The organism is Streptomyces avermitilis MA-4680 = NBRC 14893, from assembly GCF_000009765.2.
In the GTDB taxonomy this organism is placed as follows: domain Bacteria; phylum Actinomycetota; class Actinomycetes; order Streptomycetales; family Streptomycetaceae; genus Streptomyces; species Streptomyces avermitilis.
Map to the genome: position 1 here is coordinate 3,309,763 of NC_003155.5, position 20,895 is coordinate 3,330,657.

General features: G+C 70.6%; 15 protein-coding genes. 4 read left to right on the forward strand and 11 right to left on the reverse strand.

What is annotated here, in order from left to right:
* Window positions 1-88 precede the first annotated feature (88 nt).
* Both SAVERM_RS14080 and SAVERM_RS14085 read left to right on the forward strand, forming a co-directional pair.
* The gene (locus tag SAVERM_RS14080; protein ID WP_010984132.1) at window positions 89-673 is read left to right on the forward strand and encodes a DUF742 domain-containing protein; all 585 of its coding nucleotides are present in this window, start codon (window positions 89-91) and stop codon (window positions 671-673) included.
* On the forward strand, window positions 654-1,235 hold the full coding sequence (locus SAVERM_RS14085; RefSeq protein ID WP_026248371.1) for a GTP-binding protein: 582 nt from the start codon (window positions 654-656) through the stop codon (window positions 1,233-1,235). The genes SAVERM_RS14080 and SAVERM_RS14085 overlap by 20 nt, the downstream gene beginning before the upstream one ends.
* 418 nt (window positions 1,236-1,653) lie before the next feature.
* On the opposite strand, the gene SAVERM_RS14090 is transcribed toward SAVERM_RS14085, so the two are convergent.
* The 4 genes from SAVERM_RS14090 to SAVERM_RS14105 form a co-directional block, all read right to left on the reverse strand.
* Window positions 1,654-1,848 (reverse strand): acyl-CoA carboxylase subunit epsilon, encoded by a 195-nt coding sequence (locus tag SAVERM_RS14090; RefSeq protein WP_010984134.1) that lies wholly within the window; start codon window positions 1,846-1,848, stop codon window positions 1,654-1,656.
* A gap of 57 nt (window positions 1,849-1,905) precedes the next feature.
* Window positions 1,906-3,438, reverse strand: coding sequence for an acyl-CoA carboxylase subunit beta (locus SAVERM_RS14095; protein ID WP_171033235.1), 1,533 nt, complete (start codon window positions 3,436-3,438; stop codon window positions 1,906-1,908).
* Between the two features lie 217 nt (window positions 3,439-3,655).
* The gene (locus SAVERM_RS14100; protein WP_037649800.1) at window positions 3,656-5,977 is read right to left on the reverse strand and encodes a polysaccharide lyase 8 family protein; all 2,322 of its coding nucleotides are present in this window, start codon (window positions 5,975-5,977) and stop codon (window positions 3,656-3,658) included.
* A gap of 73 nt (window positions 5,978-6,050) precedes the next feature.
* Window positions 6,051-6,560, reverse strand: coding sequence for a hypothetical protein (locus tag SAVERM_RS14105; protein WP_010984137.1), 510 nt, complete (start codon window positions 6,558-6,560; stop codon window positions 6,051-6,053).
* A 237-nt stretch (window positions 6,561-6,797) separates the two neighbouring features.
* Between SAVERM_RS14105 and SAVERM_RS14110 the strand changes: the two genes are divergently transcribed.
* A complete protein-coding gene (locus tag SAVERM_RS14110; protein WP_010984138.1) occupies window positions 6,798-7,418 on the forward strand; it encodes a YceI family protein in 621 nt (206 codons plus the stop codon).
* 109 nt (window positions 7,419-7,527) lie between these two features.
* Here SAVERM_RS14110 and SAVERM_RS14115 read toward each other — a convergent pair whose 3' ends face one another.
* Together SAVERM_RS14115 and SAVERM_RS14120 are read right to left on the reverse strand one after the other, a co-directional pair.
* Window positions 7,528-8,898, reverse strand: a complete 1,371-nt coding sequence (locus SAVERM_RS14115; RefSeq protein WP_010984139.1) for a hypothetical protein — start codon at window positions 8,896-8,898, stop codon at window positions 7,528-7,530.
* 105 nt (window positions 8,899-9,003) lie between these two features.
* The gene (locus SAVERM_RS14120) at window positions 9,004-12,039 is read right to left on the reverse strand and encodes a glycoside hydrolase family 3 protein (protein WP_010984140.1); all 3,036 of its coding nucleotides are present in this window, start codon (window positions 12,037-12,039) and stop codon (window positions 9,004-9,006) included.
* 236 nt (window positions 12,040-12,275) lie between these two features.
* Between SAVERM_RS14120 and SAVERM_RS14125 the strand changes: the two genes are divergently transcribed.
* Window positions 12,276-14,144, forward strand: coding sequence for a ricin-type beta-trefoil lectin domain protein (locus SAVERM_RS14125; RefSeq protein ID WP_037649748.1), 1,869 nt, complete (start codon window positions 12,276-12,278; stop codon window positions 14,142-14,144).
* 7 nt (window positions 14,145-14,151) lie between these two features.
* On the opposite strand, the gene cimA is transcribed toward SAVERM_RS14125, so the two are convergent.
* The 5 genes from cimA to SAVERM_RS14150 form a co-directional block, all read right to left on the reverse strand.
* On the reverse strand, window positions 14,152-15,756 hold the full coding sequence (gene cimA / locus SAVERM_RS14130; RefSeq protein ID WP_010984142.1) for a citramalate synthase: 1,605 nt from the start codon (window positions 15,754-15,756) through the stop codon (window positions 14,152-14,154).
* Between the two features lie 288 nt (window positions 15,757-16,044).
* Window positions 16,045-17,367, reverse strand: coding sequence for an MFS transporter (locus tag SAVERM_RS14135; RefSeq protein ID WP_037649802.1), 1,323 nt, complete (start codon window positions 17,365-17,367; stop codon window positions 16,045-16,047).
* 72 nt (window positions 17,368-17,439) lie between these two features.
* Window positions 17,440-18,669: a TolB-like translocation protein gene (locus SAVERM_RS14140; RefSeq protein ID WP_107083029.1), complete on the reverse strand. Its 1,230-nt coding sequence runs from the start codon at window positions 18,667-18,669 to the stop codon at window positions 17,440-17,442.
* Window positions 18,670-19,218: 549 nt separating this feature from the next.
* On the reverse strand, window positions 19,219-19,839 hold the full coding sequence (locus SAVERM_RS14145; protein ID WP_010984145.1) for a TetR/AcrR family transcriptional regulator: 621 nt from the start codon (window positions 19,837-19,839) through the stop codon (window positions 19,219-19,221).
* An 11-nt stretch (window positions 19,840-19,850) separates the two neighbouring features.
* Entirely contained in the window at window positions 19,851-20,891 is a 1,041-nt protein-coding gene (locus SAVERM_RS14150) for an agmatine deiminase family protein (protein WP_010984146.1), read from the reverse strand.
* Window positions 20,892-20,895 lie beyond the last annotated feature (4 nt).

Here is a 20,895-nt window from a genome sequence, read left to right on the forward strand (position 1 = left end):
CGGTACGTTTTGGCGTCCCGGGGCCTTAAGGTTTCGGGACGCGGCTTCCACGTGATGGGTGCCCGGTGCAGTTGGAGGAGGAGAGAGAGTGGCAACACCCCCAGGCGGTTCGTCTTCGGGCAACTGGTCCTACGGCCCCGGCCAGGGCCAGGGTCAGGGTGAGCAGAACCGGTACAACTTCCCCTCCGCACCCAGCCCGCGGCGTCAGCCGTACGCACCCCAGGGCCCCCAGGGTCCCGGTCCCTCGCCGTACGACCAGCCGTCGGCGCCGCGCATCCAGCCCGTGCAGCCACAGCGACGCTCCCCCGAGCCGGCGCCCGCAGGGTCGTCGAGCAACCCCCTGGTGCGCCCGTACGCCATGACGGGCGGCCGCACCAGGCCGCGGTACCAGCTCGCCATCGAGGCGCTGGTGCACACCACTGCGCAGCCGCACCAGATGCAGGGGCAACTGCCCGAGCATCAGCGGATCTGCAACCTCTGCCGAGAGATCAAGTCGGTCGCCGAAGTCTCGGCGCTGCTCACGATCCCCCTCGGCGTGGCCAGGATCCTCGTCGCCGACTTGGCGGAGGCGGGCCTGGTCGCCATCCATCAGCCCGGCGGCGACGAAAACGCCGGTGGCCAGCCAGACGTGACTTTGCTCGAAAGGGTGCTCAGTGGACTTCGCAAGCTCTAGCGGAGGGCCTTCCCGCTCCACCACGTCCGCGAAAATCGTGGTGGCAGGCGGCTTCGGCGTGGGCAAGACCACGTTCGTCGGTGCCGTCTCGGAGATCAATCCGCTGCGCACCGAGGCCGTCATGACGTCCGCGTCCGCGGGCATCGACGACCTCACCCACACCGGGGACAAAACCACCACCACGGTGGCCATGGACTTCGGCCGCATCACCCTGGACCAGGACCTGATCCTGTACCTGTTCGGCACGCCCGGCCAGGACCGCTTCTGGTTCATGTGGGACGACCTGGTCCGCGGCGCCATCGGCGCGATCGTCCTGGTCGACACCCGCCGTCTCGCCGACTGCTTCCCCGCGGTCGACTACTTCGAGAACAGCGGTCTTCCCTTCGTGATCGCCCTCAACGGCTTCGACGGCAACCAGCCGTACAACCCGGACGAGGTGCGCGAGGCGCTCCAGATCGGCCCCGACACCCCGATCATCACGACGGACGCCCGCCACCGCGCGGACGCGAAGTCGGCGCTGATCACGCTGGTCGAGCACGCACTCATGGCGCGACTCCGCTAGCGCATCCGCGCGCGGTAGCAGCAGAAGGGGGCGCCCTCTCCGGTCGGAGAGGGCGCCCCCTTCTGTCGGTCCGGTGTGCCGGTCCGCTCTGTCGGTCCGCTCTGTCGGTCCGCTCTGTCGGTCCGCTCTGTCGGTCCGCTCTGTCGGTCCGCTCTGTCGGTGACCGCTCTGTCGGTCCGCTCTGTCGGTCCACGGCAACGGGACGTGAGCCGACACCGCCCGGGTCCCCCGCGCCGGAAAACCGCGGTCGGGGGCGGCAGCGGCAGCGGGACGTACGACAGCGGCGCCCGACCCCCGCCGCCAGAGCCACCGCCGTCGGGGCCACCGCCACCAGGGCACAGCCGTCGGGGCACAAGCAGAGGGGCCCCTCACCCAAGTGGGTGAGGGGCCCCTCTGGCCTACGGCTGAGCGGCGCGGCCTAGCCGTGCCAGCTGTGCGGTGCCCGGAAACCCGGCTCGCGCTCCAGGCGGCGCCAGCCCGCCTTCGGGCGGCCACGGCGGGCCGGCGAGGCGGCGGGGGCGGTTGCCGCGCGAGCCAGGAGGATGGCCGTGATGGCGGCCACTTCCTCGGGCTCGGCGTGGCCCTTCTCGACGCGAATGTCAGGCGGGTTCATGGGCTTCAGTCTCCGTGGATGAGGTTTCCGCGGGGGTACCGCGGAGGATCCGCAGGGTTACTGCGGCGGGTTGCCGTGCTTGCGGGAGGGCAGATCCGCGTGCTTGGTGTGCAGCATCGCGAGGGACTTGATGAGCACCTCGCGGGTCTCCGCCGGATCGATGACGTCGTCGACCAGGCCGCGCTCCGCGGCGTAGTACGGGTGCATCAGCTCGGCCTTGTACTCCTTGACCATGCGGGTCCGCATGGCCTCCGGATCCTCGGCCTCGGCGATCTGACGGCGGAAGATCACGTTCGCGGCGCCTTCCGCGCCCATCACGGCAATCTCGTTGGTCGGCCACGCGTAGGTGAGATCGGCACCGATGGACTGGCTGTCCATGACGATGTACGCGCCTCCGTACGCCTTGCGCAGGATCAGCGAAATCCGCGGCACGGTCGCGTTGCAGTACGCGTAGAGCAGCTTCGCTCCGTGCCGGATGATTCCGCCGTGTTCCTGGTCGACTCCGGGGAGGAACCCCGGGACGTCCAGGAGGGTCACGATCGGGATGTTAAAAGCGTCACACATCTGGACAAAGCGCGCAGCTTTTTCGCTCGCCTCGATGTCCAGGACCCCGGCCAGGGTCTGCGGCTGGTTGGCGACGATGCCCACCACACGGCCGTCGAGACGGGCCAGTGCGCAGATAATATTGCGGGCCCAGCGCTCGTGGATCTCGAGGAAGTCCCCGTCGTCCACCAGCTCCTCGATGACCTTGGCCATGTCGTACGGCCGGTTGCCGTCCGCCGGGACCAGGTCCAGCAGGACGTCCGAGCGCCGGTCGGCCGCGTCGCTCGACTCGGCGTGCGGCGGGTTCTCCCGGTTGTTCTGCGGAAGCATCGACAGCAGGTAGCGCACCTCAGCGAGGCACGTCTCCTCGTCGTCGTAGGCGAAGTGACAGACGCCGCTCGTCTCGGCGTGCACATCGGCGCCGCCGAGGCCGTTCTGGGTGATCTCCTCGCCCGTCACCGCCTTGACCACGTCCGGCCCGGTGATGAACATCTGCGAGGTCTCGCGGACCATGAACACGAAGTCCGTCAGGGCGGGCGAGTACGCCGCGCCGCCCGCGCACGGGCCCAGCATCACGCTGATCTGCGGGATCACGCCCGACGCCTTGGTGTTGCGCTGGAAGATGCCGCCATAGCCCGCGAGAGCGCTGACACCCTCCTGGATGCGGGCGCCCGCACCGTCGTTCAGGGAGACCAGCGGGGCCCCGGCCGCGATGGCCATGTCCATGATCTTGTGGATCTTCGTGGCGTGGGCCTCGCCGAGAGCGCCGCCGAAGATGCGGAAGTCGTGCGCGTAGACGAAGACCGTGCGGCCCTCGACCGTGCCCCAACCGGTGATCACACCGTCCGTGTACGGCTTCTTGGCCTCCAGGCCGAACCCGGTCGCCCGGTGCCGGCGCAGCTGCTCGACCTCCTGGAAGGACCCCGGGTCGAGCAGCAGCTCGATGCGCTCCCGGGCGGTCAGCTTGCCCTTGGCGTGCTGCGCGTCGGTCGCCTTCTCGCTGGGGCCGGCCAGCGCCTGCGCGCGGATCTCGTGCAGTTCGGCCACGCGCCCGCGCGCGTCCGTCGGCTCACCCGACGTCTCACCCGGCGTCTCGTCCAAAACGGTCATGTAGCGACCTTACGAAGCCCACGAAGAAAAGCGAGCCGTCGACTCCGTACAGTCTCCGGCCCGTTTTCCTGGTGCCCCTGAACAGAACCCCACGCGCATGCAGCCGATCTGACTGCTCAGAGGGGTTGTTGCTTGTAGGAGCCCAACAAAGTCCTCAGCTGAGAGTCACCTCACATTTGTGCGTGGCACATGCCATCCCTGGAGTGACACGGACCCTCAGTCGGCGGCCGGCGGCGACGATGTCGACGGCCGGATCCGCGCGGACGACCCGCCCTACGGGATGATCCCAGACGATCTCCAGGGGCTGTCCCGTGCGCGACGGCTCGCTCACGCAGAGCGTAGCGGTCCGGCCCCGGCGGCGGACGAGCACGCTCGCGGCCGCCGAGGCGGCCAGCGGGCCCGCCGTGCCGGCCGACCAGAAGTTGGCCGCCGTGAGGGCCAGGGAGCCGACGTGGACGGCCTGCCGGCGGGCGTCGTTGGCGAGGACCGACAGCCGGTGGCGGTCGGCCGCGTGGGCGGCGACCTGCGCGCGGCTCGCGCCGGGCAGCAGGACGTAGGCGTACGTCGCGTCCACGGGGTCCGTGCCGTGGTCCAGCCACAGCGTCTGCCAGCGCCGGGTGCGACGCTCGGTCGTACTCGTGGTGTTGATGTCGGACCAGGCGCCGGTGCGGTCCTCGCGGAGGGCGCGCAGCTCGCCGCCGGCGGGCAGCACCCAGCCGCCGTGGCCCTCCAGGTGCGCCCAGCCGTGCCCCCGGACGAAGGCCTGCGTGCCGCCCTCTCCCAGATTGCGGTTGTCCACCACCGTCTCGACCGGTACGCCGTCCCTACAGGTGATCCCCGCGCCCAGACAGATCACGGAGTCCGCCACACAGAACCACGACTTGCGGGCCTCCAGCGTCGATCCGAGCCCCTTCACCTGCTGGCCGACCGCCGCGTACACGCCGTCCGTCACGCCGCCGACCCACCGCACGGCCGGTTTCGGCTCACCCCACTCGCCGCCCGCCCGGTCGGCGAGCCGCTTGGTGGACACGGTCGTTCCGGGCAGCCGGTACCAGTCGACGGTGGGCCAGTACCAGTCCGTGTACTGGTCGGTCCGGCCGCTCCACCAGAGGAGCATTCCGGCGCCGGTGTGCCAGCCGCGGGGGTTCTCGCCGTTGCCGCATTCGTACGAGGCGATCCGTTCGGAGGACATGGAGATGTTCGCGGCGAAGCCCCGGCCCCGGTGGACGGCGCGGTCCATGTGGGCGAAGAGGTGGTGCCCGGCGGGCTCGGGAGCGGCACGGACGCCGGAGTCCGCGACGGCGTGCAGCCGGGCCAGGTCCGCGACCCCGAACTGGGGTGCGGTCAGGATCGGCGTGACGTCGTCCCGTTCGATCCACCCTTTGATCCGAGCGTGCCACCGTGCGCGCTCCTGAGGGCCCGCGCCGCCCGCGAGCAGCGCGATCGCGGCGATCAGCGCCTGCCCGTGGAAGTGGTCGCCGCGCATGACGTGCAGGTCGTCGCTCTTGAGGTAACCGCGGCTGATGGCCCGCCCGTTGACGCTGTCCATGACCAGGCCGTCATGGATGAGGGGCGCGTAGGCCTGCTCGACGCTGTCGAGGATGATCTGCCGGTTCGGATCGGTGACGTCCCAGGTGGAACCGGCGAAAAGGCTGAACAGCCGGCCCAGCCCGTCGAGCAACACCTGTCCGTACGTTCCCGAGTAGGCGACCCAGGTGTGCTGGACGAACGAGCCGTCCGCGTAGAGCCCGTCGCCCTGGGTGACGTACGGGAAGACGGGCGAGAGGGCGTCGCGGGCGAGGGCGATCCTGTCGGGGGCCCGGCCCAGGATGCCGCTGAGGGCGACGCCGCGGCAGAGGTCGACGCGGTTGGCGCCGGTGGAGGTGCCGGAGTAGTCGCGGAGCATGTCGTCGGGGATGAAGTGGCCGACGGCGGCGCAGGCGGCGGCTCGCCGCGCGGCCGAGAGCCGATCGTGCAGGGCGGCGACGATGTCCATGAGGAGGCGGGGGCTGCCGATCTGCCACTCCCACCAGTTGCCGTAGCGGGTGGTGGTCGGGTTGTAGACGGTCGCGCTCACGTGGTCGAGGCCCCGGACGATGTCCGCGAGCAGGCCCGCGTCGCCGGTCGAGCCGGTGCCTTCCTGGACGTAGGCCTGGGTCATCGTCCAGAGCCGGCTGTAGCTCTGGGTGATGCCGGAGGGCGGGTCGAAGGGGTGGCCGGGCCAGAGGGAGGCGGCGGCCGGGGCCATGGTGGCGCGGTAGCCGCGGGCCAGTTCCCCGGTGCGGCGCAGGCGGGAGGCGTAGGGCTCGGCGGTGGGGTCGTATCCGGCGCCGAGGGCGAGGACGAGCCAACGGCGCCGGAGGGTGTCGTACTCGTCGTCGGCGTACGCGGACGGGGCGCCGGTGGCGGTGACCGTGGCCGTGATGCCGGCCGCCAGGACCGCTGCGCGGAGGAACGTACGGCGGTTGGGAGTCATGTGCATGCCGTGTACCACCCCGGCGGCCGGAGCGGAACCAGGCGCCCCGTACGCGTACTGCGAGTGGCGGGGGTCAGCAGCCGCCGCAGTTGTAGTAGAGGACGTCCCAGTGGTTGCCCTCGTCGGCGTAGATGTTGCCGGAGCCGGACCGGTACTGCGGGGCTCCGTCCCCGCGCAGGCCGATGTAGGTGAAGGTGTTCTTGATGTAGGTGGTGACGCAGGTGCTCTTGCCGTAGTCGAGCTTGTAGCCGTTCCAGTGCGAGTACGTGCCGCTCGCGTGGCCGGTCTCCGTGCCGCCGGTGATGTTGAGCGCGCACCCGGTGGCCTGCTTGAGGGTCTGGGCGCCCTGCGCGGTGGCGAGGTTGAGCTGCTCGAAGGACGTACAGCTGGGGTTGTTGCGGTCGGAGCAGCCGCCGGAGGAGGACCAGGTGATGCCTGCCCCGCGGAACATCGAGGTGGCGGTGGCGTGGCTGATCTTGGTGACGGCGAAGGCGTCGGTGGCGGTACCGACGACGGCGACGCCCGGGGCGACGACGAGGGCGAGGGCGGTCAGGGCGGAGCGGAATTTCCTGCGGAACTGCATGGGGAACCCTTCCTGCGGACGGCCGTGCTTGCCGACTTTTCTGTGGGGCGGCTGTGCAGGTGGCGCAGGGAGATGGTGCCCGACCTCTACGCGCGTCCGCCAGAGGGCGGGGCCGACGAGCGCGGCGTAACGTCGTGAACGCGCAGCGGATTAAGTTGAAACCCGTACGGAATAGGTCTACCGTCTCCCCTGTTGACCTCGTTGAACGTTAAACAGTCTCTCCCCAAGGAGCACGTCATGGGTATCTTCGGCCGCAAGAACACGACCGACACGACCAGCACGACCGCGACCGCCCCCACGGCCGCCGTGAGCCCGGAGCTGGCCGCGCTGACCGGCACCTACACGATCGACCCGGCGCACACGACGATCGGCTTCGTCGCCCGGCACGCGATGGTCACGAACGTCAAGGGCGGCTTCCAGGAGTTCGAGGGCACCCTGCACCTGGACGGCGGGGACCCGGCCAAGTCCAGCGCCGTGATCGAGGTCAGGATGGACAGCATCGACACCGGCTCGTCGGACCGCGACACCCACCTCAAGAGCTCGGACTTCTTCAAGACGGACGAGTTCCCGACGATGACCTTCCGCTCCACCAAGGCGGAGGCGCTGGGCGGTGACGACTACCGGATCACCGGTGACCTGTCGCTCCTCGGCGTCACCAAGCCGCTCAGCATCGACCTGGAGTTCAACGGCGCGGCCAGGGACCCGTTCGGCAACGAGCGCGTCGGCTTCGAGGGCAAGACGGAGATCCTGCGTTCGGAGTGGGGCCTCACGTGGAACGCGGCGCTGGAGACGGGCGGGGTGCTGGTGTCGGACAAGATCAAGCTGGTGTTCGACATCTCGGCGATCAAGCAGGCGTGACGTCCGGCCCCGTCCGCCGCTCCATGGCGCCCGGTGTCACGGCAGGACTCCGGAAGCCCACGGTCCAACGGGGCGGCGGCGGCCTCGGCGTCATCGATGTCGGCGGCGGTCAGAAGCCCCCGCCGAAGTCCCCGCCGCCCCCGAAGTCCCCGCCACCGCCCCCGCCGTCACCGAAGCCTCCGCCGAAGTCGCTCGCGTCGAAGTCCGCACCCGAGACGTCGCCGCCCGCGTAGCCGCCGGAGCCGAAGTCGCCGTACCCGGAGCCGTAGTCGGACGCGTACGACGGACTGGACATCATGCCGCCGAGCAGCGTGCCGACCAGCAGCCCCGGCAGGAGTCCGCCGCCGAAGTAGCCGCCCGCCCAGGGGCCGTAGGCCGGGCCCGCGTCCCAGTACGGGCGGCGGCCGTACTCCGTGTCGACCTCGCGGACGGCCGGGGCGAGTCCGTCGGACAGGCGCGCCCGGTCCGCCGCGCAGACCGGGACCTCGCGGGGCGCGCCGCCCGCGGGCGTCCACGTCGCGTCGGTGACCGACGGGCCGTGCCGCGGGTCGAAGAAGCAGGGCGCGCGGCGCTCCGGCAGCGGGCGGCCCTCCCGGCGGGCGGCGAGCTGCGCGAGCGAGAAACGGCCGTCCTCCAGCGCCTCGGTGACGGCGCGTACGTCCTCCGGGCGCTCAGCCGCCGCCATGGACGACTTCGCCCGCTCGTACGCGTCCAGCGCACGCTCGTAGTCCGCGCGCATCGCGTCGTCCGCGCCCGCCTCGGCCGGGTGGAAGTCCAGGCGGTCCAGCTCCTCACCGAAGGCCGTGATGTCCTCGTCGACCACCACGCGCAGCTTGTCCAGCGCCGCCCGCTGTTCCTCCTCCTTGCGGCGGCGGTTGCGCCGGACCAGCGTGTACGCGCCGGCCCCACCGGCCACCAGGACCGCGCCGACCCCGATCAGGGAGGTCGACGACACCCCGCCGCCGCCCGAGGAGTCCCAGCTCGACGGTGCCGAGCCGCCCATGTTCCTGAGCGCGCGGTCCGTGAAGTCGTTCAGCTGGGTCTTGGTGTCCTCGCCCTGCACGCTCTTGACCAGGTTCTGCACAGCGGAGCGGGACAGCACCGCGGAGTCGGCCCGCGCGTCGAACCGGTCGCCCAGGCGGATCGCGTACAGGCCCGTGACGCCGGTGTCCGTACGGAGATCGGTGAAGAGATTCCGCGTCGGGAAGCCGGCCGGCAGGACGGCCACGAAGACCGGCTTGTCGGCGTCCTCGATCTTCTTGGCGAGGGCGTCCGCGTCCGCCGCGGACAGCTGCGCGGACGCCGCCGGGTCCACGTACACCGGGCTCTCGCGAAGGGCCTCGGCCACGGCCGACACGCTCGTGGCCGCATGCCCCGGGGGCGCCCCGGTGGACAGCACCGCCAGAGCGGCCGCCACCAGCGCGATCAGCGACAGGAAGAGCCCGCGGAGCCGGACTCCTGGGAGTAGCACGGCCTTCATACCATCGAACCTACCCGAAGGTAGGCAAAACTGGACATCGAACCTGGTGGGCGGGTGCAGGCCGCGCGGGTGCACCGACCACCGGGGGCTGAGGGCCGAGGTGCGTCAGGCGGCCCGGTAGGCCTCCGTCAGCTTCGCGACCGCCGCCCCGTACTTCCCGGTCAGCAGCAGATGGTCCGCGTCGGCGAACGGCCCCGCGACCGCCGCGGTGATCCCCGGTCCCGATCCGGCCTTCTGCTGGACGAGCAGCCGCGCCTTGCCGACCAGAGCGCGTCCGGCCTTGCCGGAACCGGTCCTCTCGGCCACCGCCGCCGCGACCGCCAGTGCCTTCAGCGTCGCCGCACCGCCGGCCGGCACCTTCGTCAGCGTGGTCAGACCCCAGCCGTACGGGAACTGCGGATCGTACGTCGTGTCACCGACGTTGATCGGCAGCTGGGCCTCCGACTTCGGCCAGGTGACCGGGAGTTGACCGGTGAACGCCCGCTTGCCGTACAGCACGTCGGCGACGCCGTCGCCCTCCGTGCCCGGCAGCCAGGACGCGACGAGCGCGTCGATGTCGCCGAGCCGGTCGCCGATCAGCTGGGGCCGTCCGGAGACGATCAGCACCGCGCACTTCATGGCGCCGCACACCTTGTCCACGGCGGCCTTGTCCGCGGCGGTCAGCTCCAGGTCGTTGCCGTTGCCGACGTCGCCGACGCCCTCGGCGTACGGGGTCTCGCCGACGACGACCACGCCGACGTCGTAGCCGCTGGTGGGCGCCGACGCGTCCTTCGAGTAGGTGACGGCGCCCCCGGAACCCGCGGCCTTGCGCATTCCGTCCAGGATCGTCGTGCCGTCGGTGTGCTTCCCTGAGGAGCCCTGCCAGGTGATCGTCCAGCCGCCGGTCTGGTTGCCGAGGTCGTCGGCGTTCGAACCGGCGACGTAGACCTTCTGCGACTTCTTCAGCGGCAGCACCCCGCCCGCGTTCTTCAGCAGCACCTGCGACTCGGCGGCCGCCTCACGGGCCACGGCGCGGTGCGCGGACGAGCCGATCCGCGACGCGCCGCTCGTGTCCGCGTACGGCTTCTCGAAGAGGCCGAGCTTGAACTTCTGGGTGAGGATGCGGGATACGGCGTCGTCCACCCGCTTCTGACTGACGCGGCCGGCCTTCACCTCGTCGATCAGCGTCGTACGGAAGTCCTTGTACTCGTACGGGACCATGATCATGTCGAGGCCCGCGTTGATGGACGTACGGACGTCGGACGCGTAGTCGCCGGGGATCTGGTCGATGGCCTTCCAGTCGCTGATGACGAAGCCGTCGAAGCCCATGCGGTCCTTCAGCACCCCGTTGATCATGTCCGCGCGGGCGTGCATCTTCACCGCGCCCTGGCCGTCGCCGAGGATGTCGAGCGACGAGTACGAGGGCATGACCGAGCCGATACCGCGGTCCACGGCGGTCTGGTACGGCGCGAGCTGCACCGCCTCCAGCTCCTGCCGGGTGACCTTGGTGACGCCCTGGTCGATGGTGTACGTGCCCGTCGTGGACGAGCCGTACGCGGTGCCGCCGTCGCCGACGAAGTGCTTGGCGGTGGCCAGCACCTTGTCGTCGTCCTTCAGGTCCTTGCCGTCACGGGCACCCTGGAGGCCCTGGATGACCGTCTCCATGGACTTGACGAGGGCCGGGTCCTCGCCGAAGGACTCGTACGAGCGGCCCCAGCGCTCGTCGCGCGTCACGCACAGGCAAGGGGCGAAGTCCCATGGGATGCCGGTGGCGCGGACCTCGGCGGCGGTCACCGCGCCGGTCCGCCGGGCGATCCCAGGATCCCTGGACGCCCCGATGCCGATGTTGTGCGGCATGATCGTCGCGCCGGTGAGGTTGTTGTGGCCGTGCACGGCGTCCACGCCGTAGATCAGCGGGATCTGGAACCGTGTCGCCTGCGCCCGGAGCTGGAAGGCGTCGATCATCTTCGCCCACGCCTCGGGGGTGTTGGGCGTCGGGGTCGAGCCGCCGCCGGACAGGAGTGAGCCGAGGTCGTACGCCGCGATGTCGCCCTGCGCGGTGAGCGCGCCGCGTTCGGCCTGGGTCATCTGCCCGGCCTTCTCCTCCAGGGACATGCGCGAGACGAGGTCGGCGACCCGCTTCTTCACCGGCAGCTTCGGGTCCAGATACGGCAGCCCGTGCGCGTCGATGACGACCTGCGGGGTCTCGGCGGGGGCCTTCGCGCCGGTGACCGTGAGCTTCAGGGGGATCGTCTCGGCGGGTTCTGCGGACCTGTCCTTGAGCGTGGGCACCTGGATCGTGCGCGAGGTGCCGGACGCCGTGCCCGCCGGGAAGGTGACCGAGCCCTTGACCGGGGTGTAGTCCTTGCCGGATTCCGCGGTACCGCCCGTCGCCTCGTACGCGACGGTCACCGGCTCGTCGATCGGGGCGGAACCGGTGGTGGCGACGGAGACCCGCACGTCGGCCGTGCGGCCCTCCTTCACCGGGTGAACGGCGGAGTCGGTGACCACGGAGGCCCGCAGCGACTGATCGCCCCTGCCGTACAACTCGACGCCGTCCATGGCGAACTGGCCCTTGACGCCGGCCGGAAGCGTGACGGCGTACCCCCACATCCCGGTGAGGCCGAGGACCTGGTCGATGCCGCCGACGGGCTGGTAGTCCGTACGGTAAGTGAAGTCGGTGAACGGGATCTCGATCTGCTTCCAGCCGGTGAAGTCGTCGGTGAAGGACGTCGTCCACAGCTCGGAGGCCTCGCCGTTGGCGCCGCCGTCCTTGATCTCGAAGGCGACCTTCTTGCCGTTGCCCCGGCCGTCCCACCAGAAGCGGATGCCCTGGTGCGCGGACCAGTCGTGGGCGGGCCGGTCGAAGGCGAAGTCGTGGGTGAAGCCGCCGTAGCCGCTGATGTCGTACGTGCCGGTGAGGACTTTGTCGCCCTCGGGCGCGTCGGCGCGGGCGGTCAGGGCGAGCTGGGGCGGGTCGTCGGTGTCGCCGCCCCAGGTGAAGATGCCCTCGGCGGGCGGACTGGCGAAGGGGACTTCGCCCTCGAACTGGTCGACGGGGACGGGCGCCGGGTCGTCCGCGCCGACGGCGGCCGCGGCTCCGGCAAGGGGCAGCAGCCCGGTGAGCATGGCGGCCGAGACGAGCAGGGCGGTTCTTCGCATGGACCTTCCCTCGACTCTCTTCGTGCTCTTACGACTTAGATCACGGCGTGAGTTAACTGGTGCCCCGTGCGGCCGTCAAGACTTCACGTCAGAACAGGTACACACCCGATCTCCGGCTGGATCAGGGCTGTTGTGCTTTCAGCCCTTGAACACGCAACCCCTTGACGCGCGTCCGCGGCCGTCATTTACTCACGCCTCGCACGCCCCACTCCCCCACCCCAGAAGGGCGACGCGCCATGAGGAGATCCACTCGGGCGGCCCGGCTTCTGCTCGCCGGGCTGCTCAGCACCGCCGGGCTGACCGCCGTCTCGACCGCGCCCGCGCACGCCGCGGGCGAACAGGTCACCGCCTGGCTGACCACGACGGACGACACCGGCGGACGCCATGTCGTGCGCGGGCTCCAGGCCCAGACGCCGTTCGCCTTCCAGTCCGGCAGCGGCGGCAGCGGCGAGAACATCACCGTGGACGAGAACACCCGGTACCAGACATTCACCGGTGGCGGCGCGTCCTTCACGGACACCGCGGCCTGGCTGATGAACAGCAGCGGGGCGCTGTCCGCGACGACCCGGAACGCGGCCATGACCAAGTTGTTCTCGCCGACGGACGGGATCGGGCTGTCGTTCCTGCGCAATCCGATGGGCGCCTCCGACCTGGCGCGGTACGGGTACTCGTACGACGACGTGCCGGCCGGGCAGACCGACCCCAACCTGACGAGCTTCTCCATCGCGCACGACCTCGCCGACGTGGTGCCGCTCACCAAGCAGGCGCTCCAGCTCAACCCCTCTCTGACGGTCATGGCCTCGCCATGGACGGCGCCGGCCTGGATGAAGGACAGCGGCTCGCTCAACGGGGGCTGGCTGAAGTCGGAGGACTACGGGGCGTACGCCAACTACTTCGTGAAGTACCTTCAGGCGTACAAGGCGCAGGGCGTCAACGTCTCGTACGTGACCGCGCAGAACGAGCCGACGTGCTGCTCGGGTTACCCGTCGATGAGCTGGAACGCCAGCGGGCTCGCGTACTTCACCAAGAGCGAGCTGCTGCCGAAGCTCCAGGCGGCGGGCCTGACGACCAAGGTCCTCGCGCACGACTGGAACTGGGACGTCTACGACTCCTACGCGGCCTCGACGGTCGACGACGCGGCGGTGCGTTCGCACCCCAACTTCGGCGGGATCGCCTGGCACGGCTACGGCGGTGACATCGCCAAGCAGACGTCCGTGCACAACCAGTACCCGACCCTCGACGCCTTCGGCACCGAGCACTCCGGCGGCACCTGGATCGCCAACCAGCAGCGCGAGGACATGTCCAACATCATCGACTACACCCGGAACTGGGCGAAGTCGGTGACCAAGTGGTCGCTCGCCGTGGACCAGAACATGGGCCCGCACAACGGAGGTTGCGGCACCTGCACGGGTCTGGTCACCGTGCACAACGGGGACGGCGCGAGCGGGACCGTCGACTACACGGTCGAGTACTACACGATGGGTCACCTGACGAAGTTCGTCCGCCCGGGTGCGCAGCGCGTCGCGTCGACGGCGAGTGCGTCGGTGCCGAACGTGGCGTGGCGCAATCCGGACGGTTCGAAGGCGCTGATCGCGTACAACGACGCGTCGACGGCGAAGACGGTCACCCTCAACTGGGGCTCGCAGCACGCGACGTACTCGCTGCCCGGCAAGACGTCGGCGACGTTCACCTGGTCGGGGACCCAGTCGGGCGGCGGCGACCAGACGGGCTCGTTCGTGGGGCTCGCGGGCAAGTGCCTGGATGTGGCGAGCAGTTCGTCCGCGAACGGGACGGCGGTGCAGCTGTACGACTGCAACGGCTCGACCGCCCAGCGCTGGACGGTGAAGGCCGACGGTTCCGTGCAGGCCCTCGGCAAGTGCCTGGACGTCACCTCGGCCTCGACGGCCGACGGCGCGAAGATCCAGCTGTACGACTGCAACGGCACGGCGGCCCAGCGATGGTCGTACAACGCTTCGACGGGTGATGTGGTCAACACGGCCGCCGACAAGTGCCTCGACGTGACCGGCAACTCCTCGGCCAACGGCGCCCGCGCGCAGATCTGGTCCTGCACGGGCGCCGCCAACCAGAAGTGGAAGCTCCAGTGAGTCCGGACTACTCGGCCGGCTCCACGCCGGCCCGCAGCAGGCCGTACGTGTAGGCGTCCTCCAGGGCCTGCCAGGACGCGGCGATCACGTTCTCCGCGACACCGACCGTCGACCATTCACCGGTGCCGTCGGAGGTGGAGATGAGCACGCGGGTCGTGGAGGACGTGCCGTGCTTGCCCTCCAGGATGCGGACCTTGTAGTCCACCAGCTCCAGCTTGGCGAGCTGGGGGTAGATCATTTCGAGGGCGACGCGCAGGGCCCGGTCGAGGGCGTTGACCGGGCCGTTGCCCTCGGCGGTGGCGACGATCCGCTCGCCCTTGGCGAAGAGCTTGACCGTGGCCTCGTTGGCGTGGGTGCCGTCCGGGCGGTCCTCGACGATCGCCCGCCAGGACTCGACCTCGAAGTACGTGCGGGCCTTGCCCTCCGCCTCCGCGCGCAGCAGGAGTTCGAAGCTCGCGTCCGCCGCCTCGTACGTGTAGCCCTTGAGCTCGCGCTCCTTCACCCGCTCCACGACCCGGCCGACCAGCTCGCGGTCGCCGCTGATGTCGACGCCGAGCTCCTTGCCCTTGAGCTCGATGGAGGCGCGGCCCGCCATGTCGGACACCAGCATCCGCATGGTGTTGCCGACCCGCTCGGGGTCGATGTGCTGGTACAGGTCCGGGTCGACCTTGATCGCGGAGGCGTGCAGGCCCGCCTTGTGCGCGAAGGCCGAGACACCGACGTACGGCTGGTGCGTGGAGGGGGTGAGGTTCACGACCTCGGCGATCGCGTGCGAGATCCTCGTCATCTCGCGCAGCGCGCCTTCGGGGAGCACCTTCTTGCCGTACTTCAGCTCCAGGGCCGCCACCACCGGGAACAGGTTGGAGTTGCCGACCCGCTCGCCGTACCCGTTCGCCGTGCACTGCACATGGGTCGCGCCCGCGTCCACCGCGGCCAGCGTGTTCGCCACCGCGCAGCCCGTGTCGTCCTGGGCGTGGATGCCGAGCCGGGCACCGGTGTCCGCGAGGACCGTGGCGACGACCGCCTGGACCTGGGCGGGGAGCATGCCGCCGTTGGTGTCGCAGAGCACGACCACATCGGCGCCGGCCTCGGCCGCGGCCCGTACGACCGCCTTCGCGTACTCCGGGTTCGCCCGGTAACCGTCGAAGAAGTGCTCACAGTCGACGAAGACCCGGCGCCCCTGGGAGCACAGGTACGAGACCGTGTCGCGGACCATCTCCAGGTTCTCGTCGAGCGTCGTGCGCAGAGCCAGTTCGACATGGCGGTCGTGCGACTTGGCGACCAGGGTGATCACCTGGGCGCCCGCCTCCAGCAGCGCCTTGACCTGCGGGTCCTCGCTCGCCTTGGCGCCCGCGCGGCGCGTGGCTCCGAAGGCCACCAGCTGGGCGTGCTTGAAGTCGATCTCCTGCTGGGCGCGGGCGAAGAACTCGGTGTCCCGCGGGTTGGCGCCGGGCCAGCCGCCCTCGATGAAGCCCACGCCGAAGTCGTCCAGGTGCCGTGCGATGGCCAGCTTGTCGGCGACCGTGAGGTTAATGCCCTCGCGCTGTGCGCCGTCGCGCAGGGTCGTGTCGAAGACGTGGAACGAATCGTCGAGTTCGCTGGTTTCCGTCATGGTCTCTGGCTCCTGATGTTGGATCTCGGTCTACCGGAATGACCGGTTCCACCGTCCCCCGATGGCAATGATCCCTCGCGCTCCCTTCCCGGCATGAGGTGGGGCCGGGAAAAAGAAAAACCCCTCGCGGGTGCGAGAGGTCTGCGCGCGGGTCGAGGACGACGGTGTCCGCCCGTACGTAGTGGTACGTGGCGGTCACTGCGGACCGGCGCGCCTGCTGCCAATAATCATGGCGAACGAGAGCACGGGGGCAGTCTGGCACAGACCGCCCCCGCGCTCACCGGTGTCTCAGGATGCGAGCCGGGCCGTCCGCTCGTGCGAAGACTTCCGGCCGTCGCCGACACGGTGGAGATCCACGTCCCGGGTCTCCCGCATGGTGACGTACACCACGAGGGAGACGGCGGCACAGGCCGCCACGTACCAGTAGAAGCCGGACTCGATCCCGCCGTCCTTGAACCACAGGGCGACGTACTCCGCCGTCCCGCCGAAGAGGGAGTTCGCGAGGGCGTAGGGCAGGGCGACGCCCAGGGCACGGACGCCGGTGGGGAACAGCTCCGCCTTGACCACCGCGCTCAGCGCCGTGTACGGCGTGATCATGACCAGTGCGAAGAGCGCGAGCCCGAAGGCCGGCCAGAAGCTGTCCACCTTCGACAGGAGGGTCATCACCGGGACCGTCAGGAAGGTCGCGCAGACACCGAAGGTGATCAGCATCGGGCGGCGGCCGATCCGGTCGGAGAGGGCTCCGGCCAGCGGCTGGACGCAGGCGAAGACCAGCAGCGCGCAGAAGGAGACCAGGGTGGCCGTCTGCTTGGGCAGGCCCGCCGTGTTCGAGAGGTACTTCGTGAGATACGTCGTGTACGTGTAGTAGGCGAGCGTGCCGCCCATGGTGAGTGCGACGACGAGGAACGCCTCACGGCGATGCTCCCACAGGGCGCGCAGCGAGCCCTTCTCGCCGACCGCGGCGTCGCCGTCGGCCGACTCCTCGTACACCTCGCTCTCCAGCATGGTGCGCCGCAGGTAGAAGACGACTGCCGCGCCCGCCGCGCCGACGACGAACGGGATCCGCCAGCCCCAGCCGGCCAGCGCGTCCTCGGACAGGGTGCGCTGGAGGATGATCAGCAGGGCGAGGCCGATCAGCTGACCGACCGTCATCGACACGTACTGGAAGCTGGAGGCGAATCCGCGCTTCTTCGGGTCGGTCGCCTCGGTCATGTAGGTGGCGCTGGCCGCGTACTCACCGCCCACCGAGAGCCCTTGCAGCAGGCGAGCGAGGAGCAGCACGAACGCGCCGCCGTAGCCCGCGACGGCGTACGTCGGCGCGATCGCGATGAGGACCGCGGACGCCGACATCAGCGTGACCGTCAGGGTCAGCGCGGTCTTGCGGCCCCTGCGGTCGGCGACTCTGCCCAGCAGCCAGCCGCCGACCGGGCGCATGAAGAAGCCGACCGCGAAGATGCCGGCGGTGTTCATGAGCTGGGCCGTGGGGTTCCCGTCAGGGAAGAAGGCCCCCGCGAAATACGTGGCGAAGCTGGCGTACACGAACCAGTCGAACCACTCCACCATGTTGCCGGCCGAGCCGACCCAGATCGTCTTCCAGTGCTCTCGTCCCATGAGTGCCATGAGCGGTAACGTGCCCGCTGATCACGGCCGCGACAAGAGCGCCTCGGGTTTCGTTCATTGCGTTCACGCCTCGGGGGAACCCAGTCGGCGCAGGAACACGTCCACCGTGCCGTTGGTGTCGCCCGGGACGAGGTCGGGCGAGGCGGAGTCGAAGGCGACCGCTGTGCCGTCCGGGTTGACGGACGGGTTGCCGGCCGCCCGGTCGTTGCGGTGTCCTCGGGTGTCGACGCTGATCAACCGCGTTCTGCCGGTGGCCAGGTCGCGCAGGTACACGGCCGGCACGCCGCGGGAGCCGCGGATTCCGGCCGAGACGTACGCGAGGTGCAGCCCGTCGCCGCTCAGCGCGGCCTCGGCGGTGTAGGCGTGCCGGCCCGCGCCCTTGACCAGGCGGGTGGTGCCCGCGTCGAGGTCGCGGACGAAGACGTTCACGGTGCCGTTGGTGTCGCCGGGGGCGAGGTTCGAGGCGTAGGAGTCGAACGCGACGTGCCGTCCGTCGGCGCTCAGCGACGGGCCGGTGGAGGCGCGGTCGGCCGGGCGGCCGTGCCGTCCCACGGACGCCTTCTCCAGGGTGCCGGTCTCCAGGTCGCGCACATAGATGTCGCTGTCGTTGGCCGGGCCGCCCGGATGCGGGATCGACGACTGGTAGGCGACATACCGGCCGTCCGCGCTGATCGACGGACGCACCGCCGCCCGGGATCCGTCCGCCGAGTCCGGGCTGACCTGCTCGATCGTGCCGTCGTAGATGCGGTAGCGGTAGACGCGCGGCTGCTCCACGTGGTCCGGCGTGGCCGGCAGGGTGGCGCTGAAGGCCATCCACTGGCAGTCGGCGCTCATCGCGGGCTGCCCCGCCCAGGTGAAGGGGACGCCCTGGTAGCCGTGACTGGCGTACGAGAGCTTGCCGACAGGGGTGTTGCGCACGTAGACCGAGGGCGTGGTGCCGCCGGCCGGCGTGCGGTCGGAGACGAAGGCGATCATCCGGGCGGTGTGGCAGGCCGAGGGGTCGTACGAGCGGGCGGCCCCCATGTTGTAGCTGACGCGTTCGCTGTTGCGGTAGGCGTCGGACACGCCGTTGTGGTCGGTGCTCCAGACGGGTCCGTCGCTGGTGTACACGACGCCGCCCTTGGAGGTCAGCTGCGGGCGGTACGAGGGGTCGTCGATCTGGGCGCCGTCGAGGGTGACGCTGACGCGTTCCGTCGTGGGCACCGGGTCGTCGGCGGCCGCCGGGTACGCGGCGAGAGCCGTGAGACAGACGGCGAACAGGAGCGCGGGGGCGGTTCTCGTGCGCGGGTGCATGCTTTCTCCTCCGGTCGGCGGGTGCGGCGTACGAAGCGCTGTCAGCGCGGTGGTCGGTGTTGCCGGCATGTCGGTGTTGCCGGGCACCAGGCCGTCGGACGTCGAACCGATCACGGCCGCCCGCCCGTCGGTCGGCGCTCACGGCGCCGGCGGGGCCGTCGAGCCCGCCGGGGCCGCCAGGGCCGTCGGCAGCGGCAGCCCGTCGGCCCCGCCGAACGGCGGGTGACGGGCGGCGGGTGGCGGGTGGCGGTGCGGATGTGCAGGAGGGCAGGGCCCCCCGGGGTCCACTGCCGCGGCCGGTGCGTCGGCGACGCGGCGCGGGCGGCCGGCGCTTCAGGTCACGTAGACGCTCAGGTCGCGTGAATACGCGCCGCCCTTGGCGTCGAGGACGCCCTCAGGGCGTTTGCTGGAGACACGCGCGGCCATGGACATGGTTTCCCCCCGGAACCTTGTCTTTCCCCCCGGCCCCGCACCGAGGGCTCACCGGGATGCAACCGCATCACCCACCCCGGGTCAATGCGCTCGTTTACGTACAACCCGGACGGGTGATCAGGTGTCCGCGAGACCCGGTCGCCCCAGCGACTCATCGAGGAACTCCCGTACGTGGCCGAGAATCTGCCCCCGGTCCGTGCCGCGGAGGCCGATCGCCACGTGGATGGAGAAGCCGTCGAGCAGCGCGCGCACCCGGGCCGCGAGGCGGTCCGGGTCCACGGGGCGGAACTCTCCCCGGGAGACCCCCTCCGCGAGCAGTGCCACCAGGTCGCGGTGCCAGGCGCCCTCGATGGCCGCCTGTCGCTCGCGGCCCTGCTCGTCGGCGTTCTGCGAGTGGTTCCAGACCTCCAGCCAGAGCGTCCAGTGCGGGTCGCGATGGCCGTCGGGCACATACAGGTCGACATACGCGTCCAGCCGTTCGCGGGCCGGGGCCGTCCGCGTGAGGAGCCGCCCGCGCTCGATGCCGAGGCGGCCCTCGCTCCACTCCAGGGTCTGGAGCAGCAGCTCGTCCTTGGAGTGGAAGTAGTAGAGGAGATGGCCGCTGCTCATGCCGACCTCGCGGCCGAGCGCCGCCATGGTGAGCTTCTCCAGACCGCGCTCGGCGATCATGTCCATGGCGGCGGCGAGGACCTCCTCGCGCGGCGGCGCGTTCTTCCGCGCCCGGCCCGCACCGGCCATCGTCCGACTCCTCAGTTCTTCGGCTGCTGCTGGGTGATGCAGTGGATGCCCCCGCCTCCGGAGAAGATCGTACGGGCGTCCACCAGGGTCACCGTCCGCTCGGGGAACAGGCGGCGGAAGATCCCGGCCGCGGTCTCGTCGCGCGGATCGTCGAAGCCGCAGAGCACGACGCCGCCGTTGCACAGGTAGTGGTTGATGTAGGAGTAGTCGGCCCAGTGGCCGTCCGCCTCCAGGACCGTCGGGGCGGGCACCTCGACGACCTCGATGCGCCGGCCGTGCGCGTCGGTCGCCGCCTTCAGCAGGCCGATGACCTCCTTGCTGACCTCGTGGTCGGGGTGGGCCGGGTCCGGCTGGTGGTGCGCGACGACGACGCCGGGGCGGGCGAAGGCGGCGACGATGTCGACATGGCCGAGGGTGCCGAAGCCGTGCGGCGGGTAGTCGCCGGTCAGTCCGCGCGGCAGCCAGATCGCCTTGCTGGTCCCGAGGTGGGCGTGGATCTCCGTCTCGACCTGCTCGCGGGTCCAGCCGGGGTTGCGCTCGGCACCGAGCTGCACGGTCTCCGTGAGCAGGACCGTCCCCTCGCCGTCGACGTGGATCGCGCCGCCCTCGTTGACCAGCTTCGAGGCGTACGTCTTCGCGCCGGCGAGGTCACCGACGTACGCGGCGATCTTCGCGTCGTGCTCCCAGCGGGCCCAGCTCTGGGCGCCCCAGCCGTTGAACGTCCAGTCGACGGCGGCGAGTCCGCCCTTCCCGTCGGTCAGGAAGGTGGGACCGATGTCGCGCATCCAGGCGTCGTCGAGGTCGCGTTCGACGGTGTCGATGCCCGGGCCCAGCAGGTCTCGCGCCTCGGCCGACCGCCCCGGCCCGCACACGACGGTGACCGGCTCGAAGCGGCGTATCGCGCGGGCCACATCCGCCCAGGCCCGGCACGACTCGGCGAGGTCGTCGGGGTGGTCGAAGGTGGGGTTGGGGCCCGGCCACGCCATCCAGGTGCGCTCGTGCGGGGTCCACTCGGCGGGCATGCGGAAGCCGTCGGCGGCGGGGGTGCTCATGGCG

What these genes read in the sequence shown, in the direction of transcription:
- SAVERM_RS14110 (WP_010984138.1), top strand. Translation starts at nt 6,798, where the DNA reads ATGGGTATCTTCGGCCGCAAGAACACGACCGACACGACCAGCACGACC.
- SAVERM_RS14115 (WP_010984139.1), bottom strand. Translation starts at nt 8,898, where the DNA reads ATGAAGGCCGTGCTACTCCCAGGAGTCCGGCTCCGCGGGCTCTTCCTG.
- SAVERM_RS14125 (WP_037649748.1), top strand. Translation starts at nt 12,276, where the DNA reads ATGAGGAGATCCACTCGGGCGGCCCGGCTTCTGCTCGCCGGGCTGCTC.
- SAVERM_RS14145 (WP_010984145.1), bottom strand. Translation starts at nt 19,839, where the DNA reads ATGGCCGGTGCGGGCCGGGCGCGGAAGAACGCGCCGCCGCGCGAGGAG.
- SAVERM_RS14100 (WP_037649800.1), bottom strand. Translation starts at nt 5,977, where the DNA reads ATGACTCCCAACCGCCGTACGTTCCTCCGCGCAGCGGTCCTGGCGGCC.
- SAVERM_RS14135 (WP_037649802.1), bottom strand. Translation starts at nt 17,367, where the DNA reads ATGGGACGAGAGCACTGGAAGACGATCTGGGTCGGCTCGGCCGGCAAC.
- SAVERM_RS14120 (WP_010984140.1), bottom strand. Translation starts at nt 12,039, where the DNA reads ATGCGAAGAACCGCCCTGCTCGTCTCGGCCGCCATGCTCACCGGGCTG.
- SAVERM_RS14105 (WP_010984137.1), bottom strand. Translation starts at nt 6,560, where the DNA reads ATGCAGTTCCGCAGGAAATTCCGCTCCGCCCTGACCGCCCTCGCCCTC.
- SAVERM_RS14090 (WP_010984134.1), bottom strand. Translation starts at nt 1,848, where the DNA reads ATGAACCCGCCTGACATTCGCGTCGAGAAGGGCCACGCCGAGCCCGAG.
- cimA (WP_010984142.1), bottom strand. Translation starts at nt 15,756, where the DNA reads ATGACGGAAACCAGCGAACTCGACGATTCGTTCCACGTCTTCGACACG.
- SAVERM_RS14140 (WP_107083029.1), bottom strand. Translation starts at nt 18,669, where the DNA reads ATGCACCCGCGCACGAGAACCGCCCCCGCGCTCCTGTTCGCCGTCTGT.
- SAVERM_RS14150 (WP_010984146.1), bottom strand. Translation starts at nt 20,891, where the DNA reads ATGAGCACCCCCGCCGCCGACGGCTTCCGCATGCCCGCCGAGTGGACC.